Source organism: Methanoculleus sp. (assembly GCF_020696975.1).
GTDB lineage: Archaea > Halobacteriota > Methanomicrobia > Methanomicrobiales > Methanoculleaceae > Methanoculleus.
Window position 1 is genome coordinate 83,718 of sequence record NZ_JAJGBK010000003.1, and the last position, 20,145, is coordinate 103,862.

Here is a 20,145-nt window from a genome sequence, read left to right on the forward strand (position 1 = left end):
GTTCAGAATGGATAGGATTGCCCCGCCCGGGTGCTCCAGTGAAGTCTCCCGTCGAGATCAGAGCACGCCGGGCCAGGGGATGCCGAGTTTTCCGGCAAGCTCCTTCAGTTCGTCATGGATACCACGATCCATCCTGAGAAGCAGCAGGACGTAGACCAGGCCGCCGAGTGCGACCGCCGCGAGGACGAAGACAACGTTCGTGAGCGGGACGAGGTACGAGTAGCCCGCGATGACGGCCGCCATGACGAGCGCGGCAAGGACGATATTGCCCACGGCCCGGGGTTCTATCCGCACCCGGATGCTCCGGGAGAGAGCGCGATGGGCGAGCGCTGTGTTCAGCACCATGGTGACGAGCGTTGCCGCCGACGCCCCGACGATGCCGTATGTCGGGATGAGGGCGAGGTTTAGCGCAATATTTGCAGCAACCGCAATTGCCGTCACCCGGAACGAGTCTCTCGGCCGGTCGAGGGCGATCAAGGTCATCGTCAGAAGGAACATGAAGGCATGGGCTACCTGGACGAGCAGGAGTATCATAAGGGCCGGTGCCCCGGTGGAGAACGACGCCCCATAGAAGAAGTAGAGGAGCCGCTCGCCGAGGATCCAGCCGCCGAGAACGACCGGGACCGCAAGCAGAAGCGAGTAGGTGAAGGCGCGGGCAAGCGCACGCTCCACCGAAGCGAGGTCGTGCTGTTTCCCCCAGTAACTGATCTTCGGGTAGAGCGTGGTATGGAGCGCTGTGGTGACGAACGTTGCAGCCAGTGTGAGCTGGAGCGCCACGCGGTAAATACCGACCTCGGTATCGGTCAGGAAATAACCGATCATGATGGTATCGGCGTACGAGAAGACAAGGGAACCGCTTGAACTGAGAAAACCCCAGAATGAAAAGGCAAAGAGGCTCACGATGTGCGAGCGGCCAAACGGTGCGAGCTTGAGATCGAGGAACCGGTAGTTGACGAGCCCCGCCGCGAGGAGCCCGGCAACGAACCCCCCGGCGAGCCCCGCAACACCGTAGCCGAGGACGACCGCAACGACCTGGACGACGACACGGACCAGGTTATCGATCAGGTGGCCGATCTGGTTGACACCGACCTTCCCGCTGCCGTAGACCCCGTTAATGGTGATGCTCGTGAAGACGCTCGCGACCAGCGCAAAGACCAGCCAGGGAAAGACCCCTGATGAAGTGATGTCGACAAGGTATGGCTGTGCGATGAGGAGGAGGGCCACCGAGACGACCACCAGCATCACGCGGAGGACGAGAAACGCGGTAAAATATGCATTCTGATCCTCGCCCTCGCTGATCCGCTTTACCGCGGCACCCCCGAACCCTCCGTCCCCGATCAGGTTGAAGATGCTGAAGTAGGCAACAAAGAGGAAGTACGCACCCAGTATCGCGGGACCGACAGTGTGGGCAAAGAGCATCGTGGAGAGAAACCCGACGGCGGTGAGGCCCAGGGTTGAGGCGAGGCTGATGAGGCTCTGACGCTGGATCGGGTCAATACGCATGACACGGGCAAGATACCCCCTGGGTCGGAACACAGCATTGGTTTCGCCGTCAAAAAATTTATTAGTTTTGAGCGCAAGCAAGGGGCGAGAGCAGTCCGGCAAGACGGGTCTTCCCGGTCCGGGACGCGAGGCAGCAAAAATTACTGGCGGTGAGATCTTGGATGTAGGGGTGATCGGTGTCGGAGTGATGGGCAGGAACCATGCCCGCGTCTATTCGGAATTGAAGGCGGTGGACTCGCTCCACCTGCACGACCTCAACCAGAAGGCAGCCCGCGACCTTGCCGGCGCTTTCGGGGCAACAGCCTCCCCGACAGTTGCGGACCTGCTCCGAGACGTAGACGCAGTGAGCGTCTGCGTCCCGACGCCTTACCACTTCAAGGTTGCCGAGCAGGTACTCGACGCAGGGGTATCCCTCCTCATAGAGAAACCCGTCTGCGCCACAGCGGAAGAGAGCCGGCGGCTTATCGGGAAGATCCCGAACGGTCTCGTCACCGGGGTCGGACATATTGAACGGTTCAACCCGATCGTCCCCGAGATCAAGAAGATCGTCCGGGATCCGCTCTATATCGAGATGAAGCGGCATAACCCGGCCTCGTCCCGGGTGAACAGTTCCTCGGTTGTCGAAGACCTGATGATCCACGACGTGGACATTGTGCGAAACGTCCTCCTCCCCGCCGGGGACTATCATCTCACCGGCGGCGGCAACCAGGATGTCTGCAGCGCCCTCTTCTCATTTAATGGGACACCTGTCTACCTCTCGGCAAGCAGGAAGTCTTCAAAGAAGATCCGGATGATCTACATCGAGGAGGAGGAGTTCACCATCGAGGGGGACTTCATGGCCCAGGAGATCTATATCCACCGAAAACCCGGGCAGTACGCAGCCGATGATGAGCGTTACGTGCAGGAGAACATCATCGAGAAGGTGCTCGTGAACAAGCAGGAGCCGTTAAAACTTGAACTCTCGACGTTCCTTGACTGTGTCGCCAAAGGAAGGGAGTTCCCGGTCAGCCCTGCCCAGGCACTGCTGAATATGGAGATCTGCGAGGACATTGCGCGGTGCTTCTCACCTATGATGGTGCTGGCATGAGCGGCAGGCTGCAGTCGATCGTCAACGCGAGAGGCCCGATCAAGAAGATCGGTGTCGTCGGGATGGGTTACGTTGGTATTCCGGCCGCGGTGCTCTTTGCCGACGCACCGGAGTTCGAGTCAGTCGTCGGATTCCAGCGTGATTCCCCGTCCTCCGGCTACAAGGTCGCCATGCTGAACCGGGGGGAGTCGCCGCTCAAGGGTGAGGAGCCGGGGCTTGAAGAGCTCCTCAGCAGGGTCGTTGGTGCGGGTAAGTTCCGGTGCACATCGGATTTTGCAGCGATCGCGGAGTGTGATGCGGTGACCCTCTCCATCCAGACCCCGTTTAAGGACCCAAAAGACCTCATTCCGGACTTTTCTGCCCTGACCGAGGGACTTCGCGCGGTGGGGAAGAATCTCTCGGAGGGCACGCTCGTGGTCCTCGAATCGACCGTAACCCCGGGAACGACCGAGCGCATGGCCCGCGATGTTCTCGAAGAGGAGTCCGGGCTCGTCGCCGGGGAGGACTTTGCACTGGCGCACGCCCCCGAGCGGGTGATGGTCGGGCGGCTGCTCCGGAATATCCGGGAGCACGACCGGATCGTCGGCGGGATCGACGACGTCTCGACGAGGCGTGCGGCCGAACTCTACCGGCCCGTTCTCACGACCGGCACGATCATCCCGATGACCGCGACCGCGGCCGAGGTGACGAAGACCGCCGAGAACGCCTTCCGCGATCTCCAGATCGCCGCGGCAAACCAGCTCGCCCTCCACTGCGAGGCAATGGGCGTCAACGTCTACGACGTCCGGGCGGGAATCGACTCCCTGAAGGGTGAGGGGATCACCCGGGCGGTCCTCTGGCCCGGGGCCGGGGTCGGCGGCCACTGCCTGACAAAAGACTCCTGGCACCTTGAGAGGGGGGCACAGGTCCTCGGCGGCGATCTGTGGTATCCGCACGGGGCCGGGTCGATCTTCGGCGTCGCACGAGCGATCAACGAATTCATGCCCCGGCACATGGTCCACCTGACGGTCGAGGGGCTCAAACGGGCCGGGAGATCCCCGGAGGGTGCGAAGATCGCGCTCCTCGGGTGGGCGTTCATCCAGAACTCGGACGACACCAGAAACACCCCCGCAGAACCCTACCTCGCGACGATGAAGGAGGCGGGCGCGGAGGTCGGGGTCCACGACCCGTTCGTTGAGAACTATCCGGGCATCGAGGTCTCGCACGACCTGGACGCGACCCTCGCGGGGGCGGATGTCGTCACGGTCTTCACGGCTCACCACCACTACGCCACGCTTGATCCTGCACGGGTGAAGGAACTCTCGGGCCGGGAGCACCCGGTGATCGTCGACGGCAGGAACGTCATCGACCCGGATCTTTTCATCCGGGCGGGGTTCATCTACAAGGGCATTGGCCGGGGTGACAGGAACAGTCACCCTCTCACCCCGTGACGGTGATGCCATGAAGGTCGCACCAGTCGTCGACGGCGGGCGGCCTGCATGCGGGAGCCTGCATGCCCGAGGTCTCCTCCAACATCCACCTGCAGGCCGGGGGTATGCGGAATGGGCCGATATCAGTACAAAACCAGAGATATCAATCATTATTCCGTTATTCAACAAAGGGCCCTATATCCAGCGGGCGTTGCAGTCTATCGTGGACCAGACCTTCCAGGACTTTGAAGTCATCGTAGTAGACGGAGGGTCAACGGATAACGGCCAGGATAAAGTGAAGGAGTTCGGGGATCCCCGGATCTGGTTTGTCCGACAGCAAGGGACCGGGGTCTCCGCCGCGAGGAACCAGGGAGTGGGCATAAGCAGGGGTGATCTCATCACGTTCCTGGATGCCGATGACGAGTGGATGCCCCATCATCTGGAAACGATCCTGATGTTACAGAAAGAGTTTCCAGACGCAGGAGCCTACACGACGGCATACAAGATTCAGAAGGTGAGTGGCAGGCTTCGCTGGGCAAAGTATCGGGCGATTCCACCTGCACCCTGGAAGGGCTTAATCCCGAACTATTTCAAATCCGCCACGCTCGGCGAATATCCGGTGTGGACATCGGTTGTATGCATCCCTAAGGAGATCTTCATCGAGATGGGCGGGTTCCCCGAGGATGCATGGTTTGGAGAAGATGCCGACCTGTTCGGCAAGATCGCCCTCAAATACCCTATAGCGTTCAGCTGGTATATGGGAGCAATCTATCACTGGGAGGCTGCCAACAGGATCTGCGGACGGCAACTGCCTCTTGCTCCGGAGCCGTTTGTGAAAACCGCCATCCGATCGATAGAGAGCGGCGGGGTTCCCGGGGAGATGCTTAATGATGTAAAAGAATACGTCATGAAGAAGGAGATTGCGAGAGCTGCACGATGCCTTGTCGCCGGTGAAGCAGGTGAAGCGGCCCGGATATTGGAGGCCTGCAGGACAAATTACCTTCGGCGCAGAAGGCTGATCTTGCGTACCATGGCTGCCATGCCGTCTCCGTTGTTTCAGGTGGGCCTTAGACTGAGAGAGTTGATCGACATATATATTTAAGATACGGCAGGAGCCGACAACCCGGGGTGAGGCGGAGTCGCAAGCCCATAAAGAGCATGGGCTGCCTGCGGAATCGTGCCCCCGACGCAAGAAGGGAGTAACCAGGAGATCGGAAGTCCAAAGATCAGGGGTTCAAGAAGAAGTATTTTTTCAAAAGAGTCTCAACAGAGCCGGATCACCTGAGATCTCGGTAAGTTTATTAGGTTAATGCCGGTATAAGCCCTGCGAAGGGATGTCTGCAGTATCCTCGATATCCAATGGTTCGCAGAAGGCGTACGAAGTCTGGTCCCTGCTCGGGAAGGGTGTAATCAAAGAGCTGCTTAATGTCGGACTGAGAGTTCTAAACACCATAGTGCCGAAGAAGGATAACCAGATCCTCTTTGCAAGCCTGCCTGACTATTCAGACAACGCAAAAGCGCTGTATGAATACGTCATAGCCAATCAGGTGCAGCAACCATACGATACCGTCTGGCTGGTCAATGACCCTGAGATACTACAGGTGCTGGCCCGGAACGGGGTCACGGCACATATCGAGAAGAGTATTCGTGGAATCTATACCGTCTTCAGATCGAAGTATATCGTCGTGACCCATAACCACTACTGCAGGTTCAAAGCGAAGAACCAGTATCTGGTAAACCTCTGGCACGGGATGCCGCTGAAGGCCATGGGCTATGCAGACCGTCTCGAAACAGAGGATGCACTGCATGACATCCGAAAGGGGGTAGAGGCCGAGGATATCCTCATTGCGACATCGAGTATCACGAAGAACACGCTGGTCACCAGTTTCCTTATCGATCCGCGAAAGGTCGTCATTACCGGTCAGCCGCGGAACGACTATCTCTTCATGAACCACAGGGAACCTGAATTGGCCGAATTGCTCGAGAGGGACGTCTCCGGTTATAAAACACTGATACTCTATATGCCGACGTTTCGGGTGGGTTACGGCAGGGTCGAAGGCACGGCAGAGCACCTGGACCTGCTACGATCTGAATGCCTCAACAGGTTCTTGCAAGACAATAACATACTCTTCGTCCTGAAACTCCATCCCTATGAGGAACAATACTGGCTTTCTCAAGAGAGTTTCAAAGAGTCGGATGGGAATATCGTTGTCTTAAGATCGGAGCGGCTTACGACCAGCCTTACCAGCATCTATGAGGTGCTCGGTGAGTTCGATATACTGATCACCGACTACTCTTCGATCTACTTTGATTTCTTGCTCCTGAATAGACCAATAATCTTCTTGCCGCTGGATCTGGAAGAGTATTCACAAACGCGGGGCTTTCTGCTGGAGCCTTACGACTTCTGGACACCGGGGCCAAAGGTCGCAACAACTGACGCGCTTATCGATGAGATCCAGAGGTGCATTGCCGATCCTGCGTATTATGAACAGGAGAGGATGACGGTCAACAACCTGATCAACGGGTTCCAGGATGGGAATTCATCCAGGCGAGTCTGGGAAGAGATCCTCTCCAGGACGAAGGGCTCTGACCGAGGAGGATTTTAGAGCGATTCTCAACTTCGATACTTATACTTAAGGAGAAGATCGGCGGTCTTCCTCAGACCGTTGTTGCCGCTCAGTACCTCATAAACAAACGTTGCAATAGGCATATTGATACGCTGCCGGTTTGCCAACTCAAGTATCCCTTTGACGGACTTCGCACCCTCGAAGGTCACGCCGGACTCAAAATACGGAGCCTTTATGATATTCTTCCCGACCATCAATCCCAGTGTTCGATTACGGCTTTTATCCACATTTGCTGTCAGATTAAAATCCGCAAAACAGCAGAACTTCGTGAATATCTCCTTATCGCGGGATATCACCTCCAGGAAGGAACACATCTCCTTATAGCAGATATTCAAGAACGTATAGTGCTCGTTATAGTTACTATAGACCGAGTCCCACATCCCCGTCCCAATAGCGTAGACGTTCTTGAGCACACCGCACAACTCGACCGCCCTGACATCGTCGGAGAAATCAAGGGTGAACTCCTCGAAGAGCTCCGAGATCGCTGCCCTTACGGAGGGACTGTCGGTGCCGACTGTTGCCCCTGCGATATGGCCGTATGCAATCTCATCGGCAAAGTTCGGTCCGGAGAATGAGGCAATCTCAGGGTTCCCTGTCTCCTCAGAGATTATCTCGCTCATCGTCTTTAACGACGGATACTCCAGACCCTTGGAGACCGTAACGAGGATTGCACCCCTCACGTTATCACGGATGGTATGAATGACCGATCGGACCTCGCTGGAGGGCACAGCAATAATAACAACCTCGCAGTCCTGAATATCCGCTCCATCGCCGATCAGTCTTGCGTGAATATTGGGGTTTAAGAGCAGACCCGGGAAGTAGTTCGTGTTGGATCTGTCATGGTTAATCGAATCAACAACCTCCTGCCGCCTTCCATATATGGTAACCTCACCTGCCTGCCTTGAGATGCTCTGTGCAAGGGCGGTACCCATACTTCCAGCGCCGATGATCCCGACGTTTCCTATCATTGAATCTGCCCTCGCGTGCCATCGGACATTCCTGCAATGCACTCTGCATACTCATAATCGTGGATATCATCGATCTCGGTCCACGGTCGCCCGTTTGTATACAAGTATGCAAGGCTTCCATCCTGCGATAAGGACTTGTAGATAAAGTCGTAATAGTTATTCAGGTCATCAGCAATCAGCACCTTCAGCAGGCGTTTTGCTCTATCAAGGTCGATTTTAGCGATCTTTGAGATCCCGATGAACTCCCCTGTCGCTTCTTCTATCGGCACATGCTTTCCCATCTCTTCTATCCGGCTATCCACGACCCTCAGTTTAAAGGACTCGTTGGTGAGCGGCTTTCTGTTATCGACCACGATCGCAGTCCGGCGTATATCCAGGAGCTCACGCAGTATTGCATAGTCGTAGAGCATGTCGCCGTTAAATACGACAACGTCTTCATCTACGTCCGCAAGGCCGATATCAAGCGAGTAAGCCGTATTTGTACGGGCGTAATCCCAGTTATAGGCCAGACGAACCTCGATACCATATCGGCTCTCAAGCGCCCTGCAGGCATCCAGTACGACATGCCTCTTGTAGCCGGCAACGATGATGACCGCATCTACACCAGACGAGGCCAGGTCTGCCACCATCCTCTCCAGCAGCGTGCACCCATTGACGGGGAGCAGGCATTTCGGGCCAATCTTATCCAGATCGATATCGCGGCTTAATCGTCGCCCCCGTCCCGCTGCCAAGATTACTCCGATCAAAGCAACTGGAGTTTCAGTTTTAAAATATATAGTTTTCCCAGCGCTCCGGATATCTCGTTGTAGTATCGCAAAGGCCGTTGTTGAGGAGGACCACCAGGCTGGCTGCTGCGCACTATTCTGGGTAGCGGCCTTACTACGGCATTTTGGGCCCGGGGTTTCCTGCCAGGATTCTTCTTAATCTCGAACACCGGCTAGTGAAGAGTTATATTACAATCTCAACAGAACCTCAAGGTGTCCAGGCAGCCATTCATCATCCGCATCCAGAAACACAACCAGCCCCACCCGGCCCATCTCAATCCTCCGATCCTCGCCGGCGATATCCCCTGATTCTCCTGCTGGATCAGTTGGATCCAGGGGGTCGTCAATCTCCTTGACAACTGCAACCCCATCGTCGGAACCGTCGTCCACCACATTCACCTCAACGTCCTGGACAGTCTTGGCGAGGACCGAGTTTACGGCGCGGGCAATGTATAATCAAGGAACTGTCAAATAGAGATATTACTCTCGCTAGCGAGAATCTCTGTATCAGACTACTTTGGGGGCATGGGCGTATGATTTCAGCAGTGGCACGGTGACCGTATGATTCAAAGTTAATTCACTCTTGATAGGACAGCAGAAGGTTATAAGAAATTATGGAAAAGGTTCAGTTGATCTGGAACTTTTTCGACAGACGCTGACTAATTTTTTGCCTTAACTTCATCGATCTTCGCCAGTTTTTTGTTGTCACCCATTTGCTTTATGAGATATCTCCAAATGATAGACGGGAAAAAGATACCAAGAGGTAGCAATCCACGAATCCCCATATTTTTCTGTATTACCTTTATTTTTTCAAGATAGTTTGCTATAATCTGGTTCTCGCTCTCCCCTCCTTTCAGGTAGTACACTACAGGTATACCAATATACGTCGTACTTCGCCCGGATCCAATTAAGACCCGGAGCAGCCAATCAAAATCGGCGTAAATTTTATAATTAGTGTTAAATTCCCCATATTTTGTAAAAGTAGATCTTTTAGCAAAGGTGGTTTGATGGCAATATCCTCTGCGGATCAGATCCAGGATACCGGTACGGTAACTGGAACACCGCTGCTCATCAACTGCATCATAATAGATATAATCTCCGTAGAGTATATCACTGTCCGGGTTAGCACTGAATCTTTCAGCGATATTTCTCAATACATCATTGTCGTGAAGATAGTCCCCCGCATTTAAGAAGTAAACAAGATCGCCGGTCGCGCGTTCCAGCCCTTTATTCATGGCATCGTAGATACCATCATCCTTCTCAGACACCAATATGTCAATATATTCCTCGTAATTTTTTACAATCTCAAGGGTTTTATCGGAAGATAACCCATCGATAAGGATGTATTGGATGTTTGTATAAGTCTGGTCGACAACACTTTTTATTGTTCTATCTATAAGTTCTTCGCAATTAAAGCATACAGTTATTATGGATATTTTACAATCTTCCATATAATCATCCTTTTAGAGGCTATAAAACATCATAGGTATGTTATCTATGATGTCACCCGGTTATTAACATTGGGTTACGAAATTAGAGTAAACCGCCGGGTGCTTTTGAACCCTATACTCCTCTTCGGAACATTGCAATATCCTACAGAAAAGAACGAAATAGTTCAAATATTCCTGAAATTTCCGCAGCTCGGGCTGTTCCGGGGTTTGTTATTTGAGGATGGTCCGATAAAACGCAAGATACTCACGTGCCATCCTCTCCAGCCCGAACCGCCGTGCCGCGTCCTCCGCGGCCTCCCACCCCATTCGCTGTCGGAGTTCCTCGTCTTCGAGCAACTCAAGAACCCGCCCTGCCATCGCGCGGGCATCCCCCACCGGCACGAGAAATCCCGTCCGCCCCTCCACGATCTGCTCAGGGATGCCGCCGACCGCGCTCGCCACAACCGGGGTGCCGCAGGCCAGGGCTTCGAGGACGGTGTTAGGGAAGGTGTCGGCCCGAGCAGGATGGAGATAGAGGTCGGCGGCCTGGTAGTAGCAGGCGACCTTTCGGGGGTCTTTCTGGTAGGGGATGAACCGGATCTCGATATTGCTAATCCGTTCCGGCGGGGCTGCTTCGCCGAGGGCGATGCAGAGCACCTTTGTTCCGGTTTTTGCGATCATCTCAAGGGTTGACTGCAGGGTCCTGTAATCCTTCCAGATGTTCTTTCGGATGCCGTTTGCTGCAAAGAGGAGGACCTTTGCACCATGCGGGAGCCCGAGTTCCCGTCGGGCCTCTGCCCGGTCAGCGGGGTGGAAGATACCTAGATCTACGCCGTTGGGAATTACCCCCGATGCCACGATCCCCGGTTTCAGCATCGATTCTTCGACCTTATCCATGAGCCACCGGCAGGGGGTGACGACATACAGCCGGCTCATTCTATAGATCTCTGCCTTGCGCTGCCAGTTGTAGGCCGTCGCATCTTTCCTGATCGCCGGATAAATCGAGAGAGCCGGACAGTCACCGCACCCGGTCTTCCACCGCTCGCAGCCAAAGGAGTGAGCGCAGTGACCGGAAAGGAGCCAGGCATCGTGGAGGGTGAGCACGGTCGGGACCTGGTGGCTGAGGTGGGGGAGGGCACGGAGGTCGAAGTAACCGCCATGGAGGTTGTGGCAGTGAAGTATATCGGGGGGTTCCGGGGTTAGATCGAGCAATTTCCAGGTTCCAGGGTGATCAAAGTCCTCATAGCCTTTAAGATAGGCGTCGATCCGGTCGGGATTTGTCAGGAAGTCAACTAATTTTGTGACACCTGATGCATGAGGAAAATTCCGGATACTGGCTGGAACGAGTCGGAAAATTTTGTTAAATCTACTTTGAATGGAAAAAACGTCAGAATTCCGGGATTTTTTTATCCCTACAGTCAGCCATGAGTGGTGACCATAAGCGCGGTAAGACGTATAGAGGTCCCATGCAATTTTTTCGGCACCCCCGGCGATGTCATGCGTGCTTACCTGAAGGATGTGAAGAGCAGGTTCACTCATTAAACCAATCCTTCATCCAGGATGAAAATACTTCTACATCCCAGCCTCTGACCAGCACTCTGGGGAGACGGTACGGGTCTGTACTTCCAATGAGGGTTAAGCCATAGTTGGCGCATGCTGTAGTGATACCCGCTTCTTTCACTATCTCGACGGTCTTTCGATTAAAGTCTACTCGGCCGCCAAAGGGGTATGAAAAATTCTGCACTGGGTGACCAAGCATCTCCTCAAGTGATTCTTTACCCCGGATAATCTCCGTCCTTTGTATACCCACTGGCTGCATAGAGAGCATTGTGTGTGTTGCCGTATGTGCTCCAATTTCTATCAGCCCTCCCCGATCAAGCTCTTTTAATTCGCTTACATTGAGGGGTCGGTGTGTCTCCCGCCCAGTTCTTGGCATCCCTGCCCATTGCGCGATAGTGGAAAGGATGGACTCTTGCTCTTCATGGGAGAGGGGCTTGAGGAGCCGATGAAGGTCTCGGTAAACAGCATGTTGTGGACCAGGATCAGATGCCATGGTCACGTTCCAGGATTTTGGCTCGATCTCATATCTACGTCTACTCTCGGCCCCTAGGTCTCCGGACAGATCCCAATTCCATTTTCTTCCTTTGACGGTAAGTTCCAGTTGATCTGGGAGTTGATCCGATAGCAGCAGTAACCTCTCCAAATCATCCCACCAGAACTCTCTGTCGCTGTCAACATGGCTGGACGTTACAAATACTGTGGCCGGAATCCCATATTTTTCTAAGAGTGGTTTTGCATTCCAGAGATTGTCCGCATAACCGTCGTCAAAAGTTATGACGACAGATTTATCCGGAACTTTCCCTGCTTTCAGTGCCTGATACAACTCAGAAAGACTAATGGGATTATAATGCTCGGAAATATATTCAAGATGCCCGGCAAAATGTTCAGGAGTGACGCTGAGAAGCTGCGGGTCAGTATCCAGGGTTACCACACGGTGATAAAGGAGGATTAGCCCTTGAGAGTGAAGACCCTTCCAGATTCGATCTGGTAATTGTATCAATCTACGGATGCCCATTGTTATCCCAAGTCAGTTGTCTGTTTTGGACTTCACCGCGCGGACGGTGATAAGCACTTGATAATCAGGATCTTGATATTCAAAATGTTCTGGTTTGAGTTCTTCGGCAGCAAGACCATGTAAGAGGGCAATCGCGACGAGTACGTTTCCATACGCCTCAACTTCGACATTATCTGTTGAGAACTCTTTTTCAAAGAGCCGCTGTGCCGACTGCGTAGTGAAACGCCAGAACTCACCCCACCGGTCCATGTCATAACGAGATATCTGGCTTATCCCCGGGACCGTTAGTAGGAGGACACCGCCCGGTTTCAGGATGCGGTGAAGATGGTTTACTGCTGAAGGGAGGTCGTAAACAAACTGGAGAGTCTGGGTCAGGATGACGCAGTCAAAGGAATTAGATGGAATATGATCTGCGTGCGCGATGTCAGCCACGATCGTAGCGGATGGGTTCCCCTTAACTGCATGGAGTATATCGGACTTTTCAACACTGGTGCCACCGAATTTTTTGGTGTAGGTGTTGTCCCCAATCTCCAACACTCTGCCGTGAATATCCTCTTTGTGCTGCGAAAGGAAGTTTTCGATATAGTGTCGATCAATAGGTTGCCCCCGGTCGTAGCCGAAGAGGGTGCTGGCTGGATAGAGACGATCTAGTTTTCCGAGATCGATCTGACAACGGAACCGTCTTTTTATACCCAATGATATATATCCTATCTGATGTAATATGCCAGAGGCGACGGATTTCATTAGAATAAATATTGTTGCTGGCATTTATGAAATATCCTGCCTTCGAGCGTAAACCAGACAGAACCACGTTGTTTGAGAGTGCAGGCGGAAAGGGGGTTTACTGGCGCTACATGTTTCCCTATCAAAGTCATGGATCAGATATCTGAACCTATTTCGATCGAGGATTGTCAGTAGTTCTCCCAATTTTTGACTTTCGTCTGGCCAGCCATGGTATTCGATCACCATTTCATTTATATTATGAAGTTTTCCAGATTCTTCTATTTCTTGAAGGACAGCTAACTCCTGTCCTTCGATATTGAGCTTTAAAAAATCGATAGTGCCCGAGATGTATTTACTCAGTCGGACAGTCTGTATTTTCATGTTACCTTGAGAATTTTGGACAATTTTCCCTCCATCTACGTTATCTGAGCTGAAACTTAGGACGCCCTCATCTTTTGCCAAGCCTGCGTTAATTAAGGTGACGTCATTCAGACCGTTAGTGGTGAGATTATGCTGTAATATCTTGAAAATTTCTGCGTCCGGCTCGAAGCATATGATCCTGGCTTCAGGATATACGGACTTAAAATAAAGCACAGACATTCCAATACATCCGCCACCGTCGATGATAAGGGGCTTGGGTTTTTCACTCTCAAAATGATAAATTAAGCGGCAAAAGATGTCCTTATACTCAACATATAGAGATAGAATGTCTGTGTATGTGATCCGGTAACTCCCAATCCTAGTTATGCCCATCTGGAATCGGGCTTGGATTATTGATCCCACATTCCGCAGGTCTTCCATCACAAATAGTATTTTTCATATTCCTTCCCTAACAACCCCAAAATCTTCCACAACTCCTCATTCAGATTCGCCACCCGTTTCACCCTCCTCCCCTCCTCGACCACCACGAACTCCCGCACCCTCCGGAACCGGAAGAACACCCACTTCATCGTGGGTCGTTGCGTCTGTTTTTTCGTCTGGCTGGTCACCGTCTCCCCGGTTCGCGCCAATTCCTGCCGCAACCGAAACTCCGTAAGCGCATAGATGAACAGGCAGAGTACCATGACCATCGCCAGTGCCTGGATCCGGGATGTCTTCTTCAGAAAGATCTCCGCGACCCGAAACGACGTATCCTTCAAGAACCGAAACCCGCGTTCCACCGCTCCCTGTCCTTTGTAGTTGGCGAGCAGTTCGTCGGCCGACACCGCCGGATCGTTCGTTGCCAGGACAAACCTCCCGAGGATCCGCCGCTCTTCGGCAAGAACCTCAGGATTGTCCTCGATCTCCGCTATGACCTTATATGACACCAAAACCGGTTCCCCGTTCTTCGGTCGCCCTCGGCTCTTCTCCTGCTTCCGGGTGATCGTAGTGACGTCAAGATCAGAGAACTGGTATCGTGGACGCTTGCTGAGCCACAACTCAGCTGCTCTACGCGCATCCGGTTCACAGGCAAATTCCCGGGCACAGAGTTTCCGCAAAGATTTCCTCGCCTGATCAAGGTTCTTCGTTAGGTTCTTCTCAAACGTCTTCTCCTCCCGTTCATACATCGGAGCAGACCGATACAAAACCCACTTCTGCCGGATCCCGGCATACTCGCTCGAGTGTTCCTGGTAGGTGTAGCGGTCGTCGGTGCAGGGCAGAAATGGATCGTCGGTTCGAACCAGATTCTGCACCTCGCTGATCGTAACGGGAACCCGGCTGATCCAGAATGTGTGTTGCCCAAGAGTTTGCAGGTTCTTAGCCGTGTAAAAGGCCGAATCCGCCACATGGTAGACTTTCTCATCCGATTTCAGGTTCTCGTTGAGGTGCTGGATGATGGATAAGATCGATTCTTTGTCAGATTCGTTGCCGGAGAACGTCTGAAGGAAGAGCGGGACCCCATACTGATTTGAGGCCATCCCGAGGACAAACCGTTTGAGATCCCACCGGCCATCCTTCGGATGGCCGTAGGTGATCGTGATCTCGCCCAGATCACAGTCGGGCTCATACGCCCCGGTGACGCTGAAGTTGGTGGTATCGACATGGATGCAGTGAGAACCGAAGTCGGTGGTAAGGAGACATTCTGCCACGATCTCGTTGAATAACTCAGTTGGGCCGTAGGCGGCGATCGCATCCAGGGTGCGGCCGAGCACATCGTCGTTGAGGTGGTCCCGGGTGACCCCGGCACCAAGGAGACGTTCAACGGCAATGTCATCGAAGAAGTCAGGGAACAGGTAGAGCCGGCGTTCGATGAACCCGAGACCGTTGAGAACCATGGCCTTGAGCACCTGAGCATGGGTGAGGTTGTGGTGACGGGTTTTTGGGAGGGCGGCATCAATCACACCGGCGATCTGCAGGGAGTCGTAGGCACCGGCGACAATGCCGAGATGACCGATGGAGAGGATCGAAGAGTCATCAAAACCATCAACGAGAGGCATATGGAAGGTTATTTGCTGAAAGTACAAAGATCTTGCGGTTTTGGATATTCAGAGAGGGGTGATTTTTACTGCGGATGATCGGCTATAATATGTTTCATTGTTTTCCCGATACCGCTGGTGGACTGCACCTGCTGCAAAGTCTGCGGCCTGTATGCAGGGTTCTGTTCGAGAATCAACGTGTTCGACGACGAGTTGGTCAAGTGGTGTCGCACAGGGAACGCCGTTATCGAACATGCGGTAAGCGAGATAGTCGTCAAAATGGTCACGTTGAAGGTTGTACATTGATTTGTCCATGCAGACGTAAATATATCCTTCGATCGCATATTGGTTGGCAATCTTGGATATCAGTGACCTGGTGAGATAATTATAGACGATCTGCTGTTTATCCCTCAGCCTACCGTACACCTGATCCTTCCGGAGCACCGCATAGGCGATGTCGAGATCGCAATCGGCTATGCACTGCAAAATACGGTTTTTGATCAACCCTTTTGTGTTGTTATACTTGAACTCAGGGAGATCCCTGAGTGATTTCTTGAGTTTTCTCTGGCGGATCTTTTTAAAACAGCGCCGAATCGTCTGCTCATCACGGACTACAAGGGCCGCAAGGACAAAATAACGAGACGCCCTTTGTCCAAATCCGAGGTCTCCAGATTCATCGACGTATATTTTCACGCAATAGATAATTGGGGGTACGCCCCATAAAGACTGTGAGGATTCCGGCACCCTCCCGCCTCACACCGGTGTGTCCTGTGATGCACCTCTCCACCTGGGCCGTCATCCCGATATACCCGCGGACACCCAATTTTCAGACTTGTTAGCAAAATAAGAAACATTCATATTACCGAATCGACAAAGGAAAACCCATGATTGGTTCCCCGGCAAACCGTCTATTCTGTCTTGTCCTCCTGCTTCTGGTCATTCCGGCCGCGGTCTGCGGCGCTCCGGTCACCCGGACGCTCTCGACTGCGGAGCCCGGGGCGGATGAGGTATTCACCGTCTCGCTCTCGATCGAGGATATGGCCCTCGGCGGGGTGGTCGAGACGCTGCCGGGCGGCTACGCCTTCGCGGGAACCGAGCACCCTGACGACCGGGTCCTCGTCCGGGGCCAGCAGGTCGCGTTCGCGGTGATGAACGATACCGCGGTGACCTACTCTGTCCGGGCCCCCGCCTCCGGGAGCGGGGATATCACCGGAACGTGGGAAGACTTCCTCGCCGAATCGGACGGCCTGATTGCCGCATCCCACGTCGCGGTGGACGGGATCGAGACGTCGGCAGAGAGCGCCGGTGTGGGCCCGACCGCCTCTCCTGCACAGCAGGCCGCCTCGCCGTTTGCGGTCCTCGCGGCGGTTGCCGGCCTCACCCTCGCCGGGTGGTGGGGTGGTCGGCGATGAACCGATGGTGCCTCCTCTTCTTTGCCGTCCTCCTGCTCATCGCCGTCCCGGTCTCGGCCTCGCCGGGTGGCGGCATCCCCGGGGATACCGACGGTGACGGGGTGCTCACTAGCGCCGATTACGCGTCGGCGGCCCTCGCCTACCTTGATACCGCCTACATGAACGGCGCCGGAGACCTCGACCGGACCGATATCCGGGACGCCGCCTGGGTCTACACCCACTGGGACGGCCGGCCGTGCGAGATCACCGACTCGACCGGGAGGACGGTGACGCTCTACCGTCCCCTGCGCCGGGTCGTGACCTTCAGCGGCGAGTCCCTTGAGACCCTGCGGTCGCTCGGGTTCGATATGGAAAACGTTGTCGCCGTCGACAAGTACAGCCACGGTAAGGATACCTTCTTCCCCGAATGCCAGGAGAAGGCAAACGTCGGGTCGATCTGGTCGCCCGACATGGAGCAGGTCCTTGCTGTCCGGCCGGACGCGGTCTTCCTCTACGCCACGATCAGCACCGCGGCCTGCGACGATATTCAGAGTAAACTGGAGGCAAGCAGCCCCGGGATCCGGGTCTTCCGGTTCGACTGCTTCAAGCCCGCCACTTACCCGGGTGAGATCCGGACGATCGCCTCGATGGTCGGCCGCGAAGAGCGCGGCGAAGCGTTTGCCTCCTTCTACGAGTCGACGATGGACCGGATCCGGGACGGCACGGCGGACATCCTGGCCGATGAGCGTGCCCGGGTCTACTTCGAGTACTGGTTCGACTACACGACCGTTGCGGCCAAAGCGGGATACAACGAGAAGACCGAACTTGCCGGAGGGGTGAACCCCTTCGCCACCGGGACCACCGAGTATCCCGTCGTCGACCCCGAGGCGATCGTCGTCACCGACCCGGAGGTCGTCGTCAAACTGGCCGGGCAGGGCCTGGCCGCCGGCGGCTACGCGGGCCACGACCCCGCGGCGCTCGAGGCCGTCCGGTCGGGGCTGCTTGAACGGCCCGGATGGTCGGGCATCTCCGCGGTGGGGGACGGCCGCGTCTACGTCATCCACTCCGACATCCTCGGGGGCGCCCAGCACTTCATCGGGACGGCCTACCTCGCGAAGTGGTTCTACCCCGACCGGTTCGCCGACCTCGACCCGCATGCCGTCCACCAGCGCTACCTCACCGAGTTCCAGGGGATCGACTTCGACCTCGCATCTCAAGGGACGTTCGTCTACCCGTGACCGGTGCAGCCATGGAACAGAATGTCATACTGCGAGAGGGGTATACCCGGCTGAAGAAGACCCGGACGCTCTTCATCGGCGGCCTCCTCACCGCCCTCATCATCCTCATCGGCGTCGCGATCACGCTCGGGTCGGCCGACCTTACCGTGGGCGAGTCCTACCTCGCGATCCTGGCCGGCCTCTTCCCCGGGACACTCAACGCCCCTGACCTCGCAACGACCATCGTCTGGGACTTCCGGCTCCACCGGGTCCTCTTCGCGGTCGCTGCCGGGCTCGGGCTCGCGGTGGCGGGCTGTGTCATGCAGGGCATCCTCCGTAACCCGCTCGCAAGCCCCTTCACCCTCGGGATCGCGTCTGCGGCCACCACCGGCGCCTCGATCGCCATCGTCCTCGGTGCCGGTGTCGCCGGTGGGGAGTACCTCGTCATCGGCAACGCCTTCCTCTTCGCCCTGCTTGCCGCGCTCGCCATCTACGGTATGGCCCGCTACCGGGGGATCGGGTCCGAGACGATGGTCCTTGCCGGGATTGCCGTCATGTACCTCTTCTCGGCGGTGACCTCGCTTCTCCAGTACGTCGGCAGCGCCGAGCAGCTCCAGGCGGTCGTCTTCTGGACGTTCGGCTCGATCGACAAGTCCACCTGGCCGAAACTCGGGATCGTGAGCCTTGTCCTCGCCTGCACCATCCCCTACCTCATCTACCGCGCCTGGGACCTCAACGCCCTCGCGGAAGGCGACGAGGTGGCCGCCAGTCTCGGGGTGCCCGTGGAGCGCTCGATGATCGTCTTCATGCTGATCGCCTCCCTGCTCACCGCGGTGATCATCTGTTTCACCGGGACGATCGGGTTTATCGGGCTCGTCGCCCCGCACATCACCCGGATGGTCATCGGCGGCGATTTCCGCACCCTTCTCCCCGCCTCGGGCCTTGTCGGGGCTCTCCTCCTCCTTGGCGCCGACAGCATCGCGCGGAGCGTCCTTGCGCCGCAGGTCCTCCCCGTCGGGATCGTGACCGCGTTCCTCGGGGTGCCGTTCTTCATCTATCTCTTTCTCAACCGGAGGAATGCCTGATGGCCCGGCTCTCGGTCGAAGACCTCTCGTTCGCCTACCGGGACCGTGAGGTGCTCCGCGGGATCACCTTCTCGGTCGCCGCCGGCGAAGTCCTCGGGCTCGTGGGGCCGAACGGGTGCGGGAAGACGACACTCATCCGGTGCATCGACGGCATGCTCACTCCCCGGAGCGGCAGGGTGCTCCTCCAGGGGCAGGAACTCCGCACGATGCACCGCCGCGAGGTTGCCCGGGCGATGGCCTACGTGCCGCAGTCGGTCGGGAACCAGACCTCCTCGACGGTCTTTGAGACCGTCCTGATGGGGCGCCGGCCGTACCTGAACTGGACCGTGAGCCCGGCGGACGAGGAGAAGGTTGCGGAAGCGCTCGACCTCCTCGACCTGCGGGACCTCGCGCTCCGGAAGGTCAGCGAACTCTCGGGCGGGGAGCGCCAGCGGGTGATGATCGCCCGGGCGCTCGTGCAGGAGACGGGGGTGGTCCTCCTTGACGAGCCGACGAGCAACCTGGACGTCTGCCACCAGATGGGGGTCATGGAAGTCCTCCGCGGTCTTGCCAGCGAGAGGGACCTTGCGGTCGTCATCGCGCTCCACGACCTGAACCTTGCGGCCATCTACTGCCACCGTCTCATGGTGCTCTCGGCCGGGACGGTCTACGGCTACGGGGCGCCGGAGGAGGCGCTCACCGAGGAGATGCTCCGGACGGTCTACGGCATCCAGGCGGTAGTGAAGCGGGACCTTTCAGCACCCTATATGGTTCCGGTCCGGCCGGGACACCCGGCGGGCGAGGTTTAGGCCCTTTTTCTCACCTCCCGGGCGAATATGGCGATGACCGCGATGAGGACGACCTGCCACACCCGCAGGCCCCCGTCACCAACTGTTGCTCCGGGCAACCCCGAACCGTCCGTGGGTGCCGGCATGGCGCGGCTCGTGCGTCCGGAGTAATTATCCCTGGCCGGTCCGTCAGCCGCCGGGGA

Annotated in this window: 20 protein-coding genes; 8 read left to right on the plus strand and 12 right to left on the minus strand. The window is 55.9% G+C overall.

What is annotated here, in order from left to right; genetic code table 11:
• Nucleotides 1-57 precede the first annotated feature (57 nt).
• Nucleotides 58-1,536: a flippase gene (locus QZ650_RS00725; RefSeq protein WP_292517465.1), complete on the minus strand. Its 1,479-nt coding sequence runs from the start codon at nt 1,534-1,536 to the stop codon at nt 58-60.
• A 124-nt stretch (nt 1,537-1,660) separates the two neighbouring features.
• On the opposite strand from QZ650_RS00725, the gene QZ650_RS00730 reads away from it, so the two are divergent.
• The 4 genes from QZ650_RS00730 (at nt 1,661) to QZ650_RS00745 (ending at nt 6,605) form a co-directional block, all read left to right on the plus strand.
• Complete coding sequence (locus tag QZ650_RS00730; RefSeq protein ID WP_292518084.1) at nt 1,661-2,590, plus strand: Gfo/Idh/MocA family oxidoreductase; 930 nt, start codon at nt 1,661-1,663, stop codon at nt 2,588-2,590.
• Nucleotides 2,587-4,020, plus strand: a complete 1,434-nt coding sequence (locus QZ650_RS00735; protein ID WP_292517461.1) for a nucleotide sugar dehydrogenase — start codon at nt 2,587-2,589, stop codon at nt 4,018-4,020. The genes QZ650_RS00730 and QZ650_RS00735 overlap by 4 nt, the downstream gene beginning before the upstream one ends.
• A 10-nt stretch (nt 4,021-4,030) precedes the next feature.
• Nucleotides 4,031-5,101: a glycosyltransferase family 2 protein gene (locus QZ650_RS00740; RefSeq protein WP_292517458.1), complete on the plus strand. Its 1,071-nt coding sequence runs from the start codon at nt 4,031-4,033 to the stop codon at nt 5,099-5,101.
• A 232-nt stretch (nt 5,102-5,333) separates the two neighbouring features.
• A complete protein-coding gene (locus QZ650_RS00745; protein WP_292517455.1) occupies nt 5,334-6,605 on the plus strand; it encodes a CDP-glycerol glycerophosphotransferase family protein in 1,272 nt (423 codons plus the stop codon).
• Between the two features lie 8 nt (nt 6,606-6,613).
• Here the strand turns inward: QZ650_RS00745 and QZ650_RS00750 are convergent, their stop codons facing one another.
• The 10 genes from QZ650_RS00750 to QZ650_RS00795 form a co-directional block, all read right to left on the minus strand.
• Nucleotides 6,614-7,594, minus strand: a complete 981-nt coding sequence (locus QZ650_RS00750) for an NAD(P)H-dependent glycerol-3-phosphate dehydrogenase (protein ID WP_292517452.1) — start codon at nt 7,592-7,594, stop codon at nt 6,614-6,616.
• Nucleotides 7,591-8,340 (minus strand): phosphocholine cytidylyltransferase family protein, encoded by a 750-nt coding sequence (locus QZ650_RS00755; RefSeq protein WP_292517449.1) that lies wholly within the window; start codon nt 8,338-8,340, stop codon nt 7,591-7,593. Before QZ650_RS00755 ends, QZ650_RS00750 begins: the two co-directional genes overlap by 4 nt.
• A 207-nt stretch (nt 8,341-8,547) precedes the next feature.
• The gene (locus QZ650_RS00760; RefSeq protein WP_292518082.1) at nt 8,548-8,808 is read right to left on the minus strand and encodes a glycosyltransferase; all 261 of its coding nucleotides are present in this window, start codon (nt 8,806-8,808) and stop codon (nt 8,548-8,550) included.
• Between the two features lie 209 nt (nt 8,809-9,017).
• Complete coding sequence (locus tag QZ650_RS00765; RefSeq protein WP_292517446.1) at nt 9,018-9,809, minus strand: glycosyltransferase family 2 protein; 792 nt, start codon at nt 9,807-9,809, stop codon at nt 9,018-9,020.
• A gap of 210 nt (nt 9,810-10,019) precedes the next feature.
• Entirely contained in the window at nt 10,020-11,000 is a 981-nt protein-coding gene (locus QZ650_RS00770; protein WP_292517443.1) for a glycosyltransferase, read from the minus strand.
• A gap of 319 nt (nt 11,001-11,319) precedes the next feature.
• Complete coding sequence (locus tag QZ650_RS00775; RefSeq protein ID WP_292517441.1) at nt 11,320-12,279, minus strand: polysaccharide deacetylase family protein; 960 nt, start codon at nt 12,277-12,279, stop codon at nt 11,320-11,322.
• Nucleotides 12,280-12,375: 96 nt separating this feature from the next.
• Nucleotides 12,376-13,107: a methyltransferase domain-containing protein gene (locus tag QZ650_RS00780; RefSeq protein ID WP_292517438.1), complete on the minus strand. Its 732-nt coding sequence runs from the start codon at nt 13,105-13,107 to the stop codon at nt 12,376-12,378.
• A gap of 24 nt (nt 13,108-13,131) precedes the next feature.
• Nucleotides 13,132-13,887 (minus strand): FkbM family methyltransferase, encoded by a 756-nt coding sequence (locus QZ650_RS00785; RefSeq protein ID WP_292517435.1) that lies wholly within the window; start codon nt 13,885-13,887, stop codon nt 13,132-13,134.
• On the minus strand, nt 13,887-15,503 hold the full coding sequence (locus QZ650_RS00790) for an IS1634 family transposase (protein ID WP_292522441.1): 1,617 nt from the start codon (nt 15,501-15,503) through the stop codon (nt 13,887-13,889). Before QZ650_RS00790 ends, QZ650_RS00785 begins: the two co-directional genes overlap by 1 nt.
• 48 nt (nt 15,504-15,551) lie before the next feature.
• Nucleotides 15,552-16,175, minus strand: coding sequence for a DUF3800 domain-containing protein (locus QZ650_RS00795; protein WP_292520256.1), 624 nt, complete (start codon nt 16,173-16,175; stop codon nt 15,552-15,554).
• Nucleotides 16,176-16,366: 191 nt separating this feature from the next.
• Between QZ650_RS00795 and QZ650_RS00800 the strand changes: the two genes are divergently transcribed.
• Genes QZ650_RS00800 through QZ650_RS00815 form a run of 4 tightly spaced genes read left to right on the plus strand, consistent with a single transcriptional unit; the run spans nt 16,367 to nt 19,963 of the window.
• On the plus strand, nt 16,367-16,894 hold the full coding sequence (locus tag QZ650_RS00800) for a hypothetical protein (protein WP_292520254.1): 528 nt from the start codon (nt 16,367-16,369) through the stop codon (nt 16,892-16,894).
• Entirely contained in the window at nt 16,891-18,111 is a 1,221-nt protein-coding gene (locus QZ650_RS00805) for an ABC transporter substrate-binding protein (RefSeq protein ID WP_292520252.1), read from the plus strand. Before QZ650_RS00800 ends, QZ650_RS00805 begins: the two co-directional genes overlap by 4 nt.
• Nucleotides 18,112-18,122: 11 nt before the next feature.
• On the plus strand, nt 18,123-19,175 hold the full coding sequence (locus QZ650_RS00810) for an iron ABC transporter permease (protein ID WP_292520251.1): 1,053 nt from the start codon (nt 18,123-18,125) through the stop codon (nt 19,173-19,175).
• Nucleotides 19,175-19,963: an ABC transporter ATP-binding protein gene (locus QZ650_RS00815; protein WP_292520249.1), complete on the plus strand. Its 789-nt coding sequence runs from the start codon at nt 19,175-19,177 to the stop codon at nt 19,961-19,963. Before QZ650_RS00810 ends, QZ650_RS00815 begins: the two co-directional genes overlap by 1 nt.
• Here QZ650_RS00815 and QZ650_RS00820 read toward each other — a convergent pair.
• Nucleotides 19,960-20,088, minus strand: a complete 129-nt coding sequence (locus QZ650_RS00820; protein WP_292520246.1) for a hypothetical protein — start codon at nt 20,086-20,088, stop codon at nt 19,960-19,962. The genes QZ650_RS00815 and QZ650_RS00820 overlap by 4 nt on opposite strands.
• Nucleotides 20,089-20,145 lie beyond the last annotated feature (57 nt).

What these genes read in the sequence shown, in the direction of transcription:
- QZ650_RS00735 (WP_292517461.1), top strand. Translation starts at nt 2,587, where the DNA reads ATGAGCGGCAGGCTGCAGTCGATCGTCAACGCGAGAGGCCCGATCAAG.
- QZ650_RS00740 (WP_292517458.1), top strand. Translation starts at nt 4,031, where the DNA reads ATGAAGGTCGCACCAGTCGTCGACGGCGGGCGGCCTGCATGCGGGAGC.
- QZ650_RS00745 (WP_292517455.1), top strand. Translation starts at nt 5,334, where the DNA reads ATGTCTGCAGTATCCTCGATATCCAATGGTTCGCAGAAGGCGTACGAA.
- QZ650_RS00750 (WP_292517452.1), bottom strand. Translation starts at nt 7,594, where the DNA reads ATGATAGGAAACGTCGGGATCATCGGCGCTGGAAGTATGGGTACCGCC.
- QZ650_RS00765 (WP_292517446.1), bottom strand. Translation starts at nt 9,809, where the DNA reads ATGGAAGATTGTAAAATATCCATAATAACTGTATGCTTTAATTGCGAA.
- QZ650_RS00780 (WP_292517438.1), bottom strand. Translation starts at nt 13,107, where the DNA reads ATGAAATCCGTCGCCTCTGGCATATTACATCAGATAGGATATATATCA.
- QZ650_RS00785 (WP_292517435.1), bottom strand. Translation starts at nt 13,887, where the DNA reads ATGGAAGACCTGCGGAATGTGGGATCAATAATCCAAGCCCGATTCCAG.
- QZ650_RS00790 (WP_292522441.1), bottom strand. Translation starts at nt 15,503, where the DNA reads ATGCCTCTCGTTGATGGTTTTGATGACTCTTCGATCCTCTCCATCGGT.
- QZ650_RS00800 (WP_292520254.1), top strand. Translation starts at nt 16,367, where the DNA reads ATGATTGGTTCCCCGGCAAACCGTCTATTCTGTCTTGTCCTCCTGCTT.
- QZ650_RS00805 (WP_292520252.1), top strand. Translation starts at nt 16,891, where the DNA reads ATGAACCGATGGTGCCTCCTCTTCTTTGCCGTCCTCCTGCTCATCGCC.
- QZ650_RS00810 (WP_292520251.1), top strand. Translation starts at nt 18,123, where the DNA reads ATGGAACAGAATGTCATACTGCGAGAGGGGTATACCCGGCTGAAGAAG.
- QZ650_RS00815 (WP_292520249.1), top strand. Translation starts at nt 19,175, where the DNA reads ATGGCCCGGCTCTCGGTCGAAGACCTCTCGTTCGCCTACCGGGACCGT.
- QZ650_RS00820 (WP_292520246.1), bottom strand. Translation starts at nt 20,088, where the DNA reads ATGCCGGCACCCACGGACGGTTCGGGGTTGCCCGGAGCAACAGTTGGT.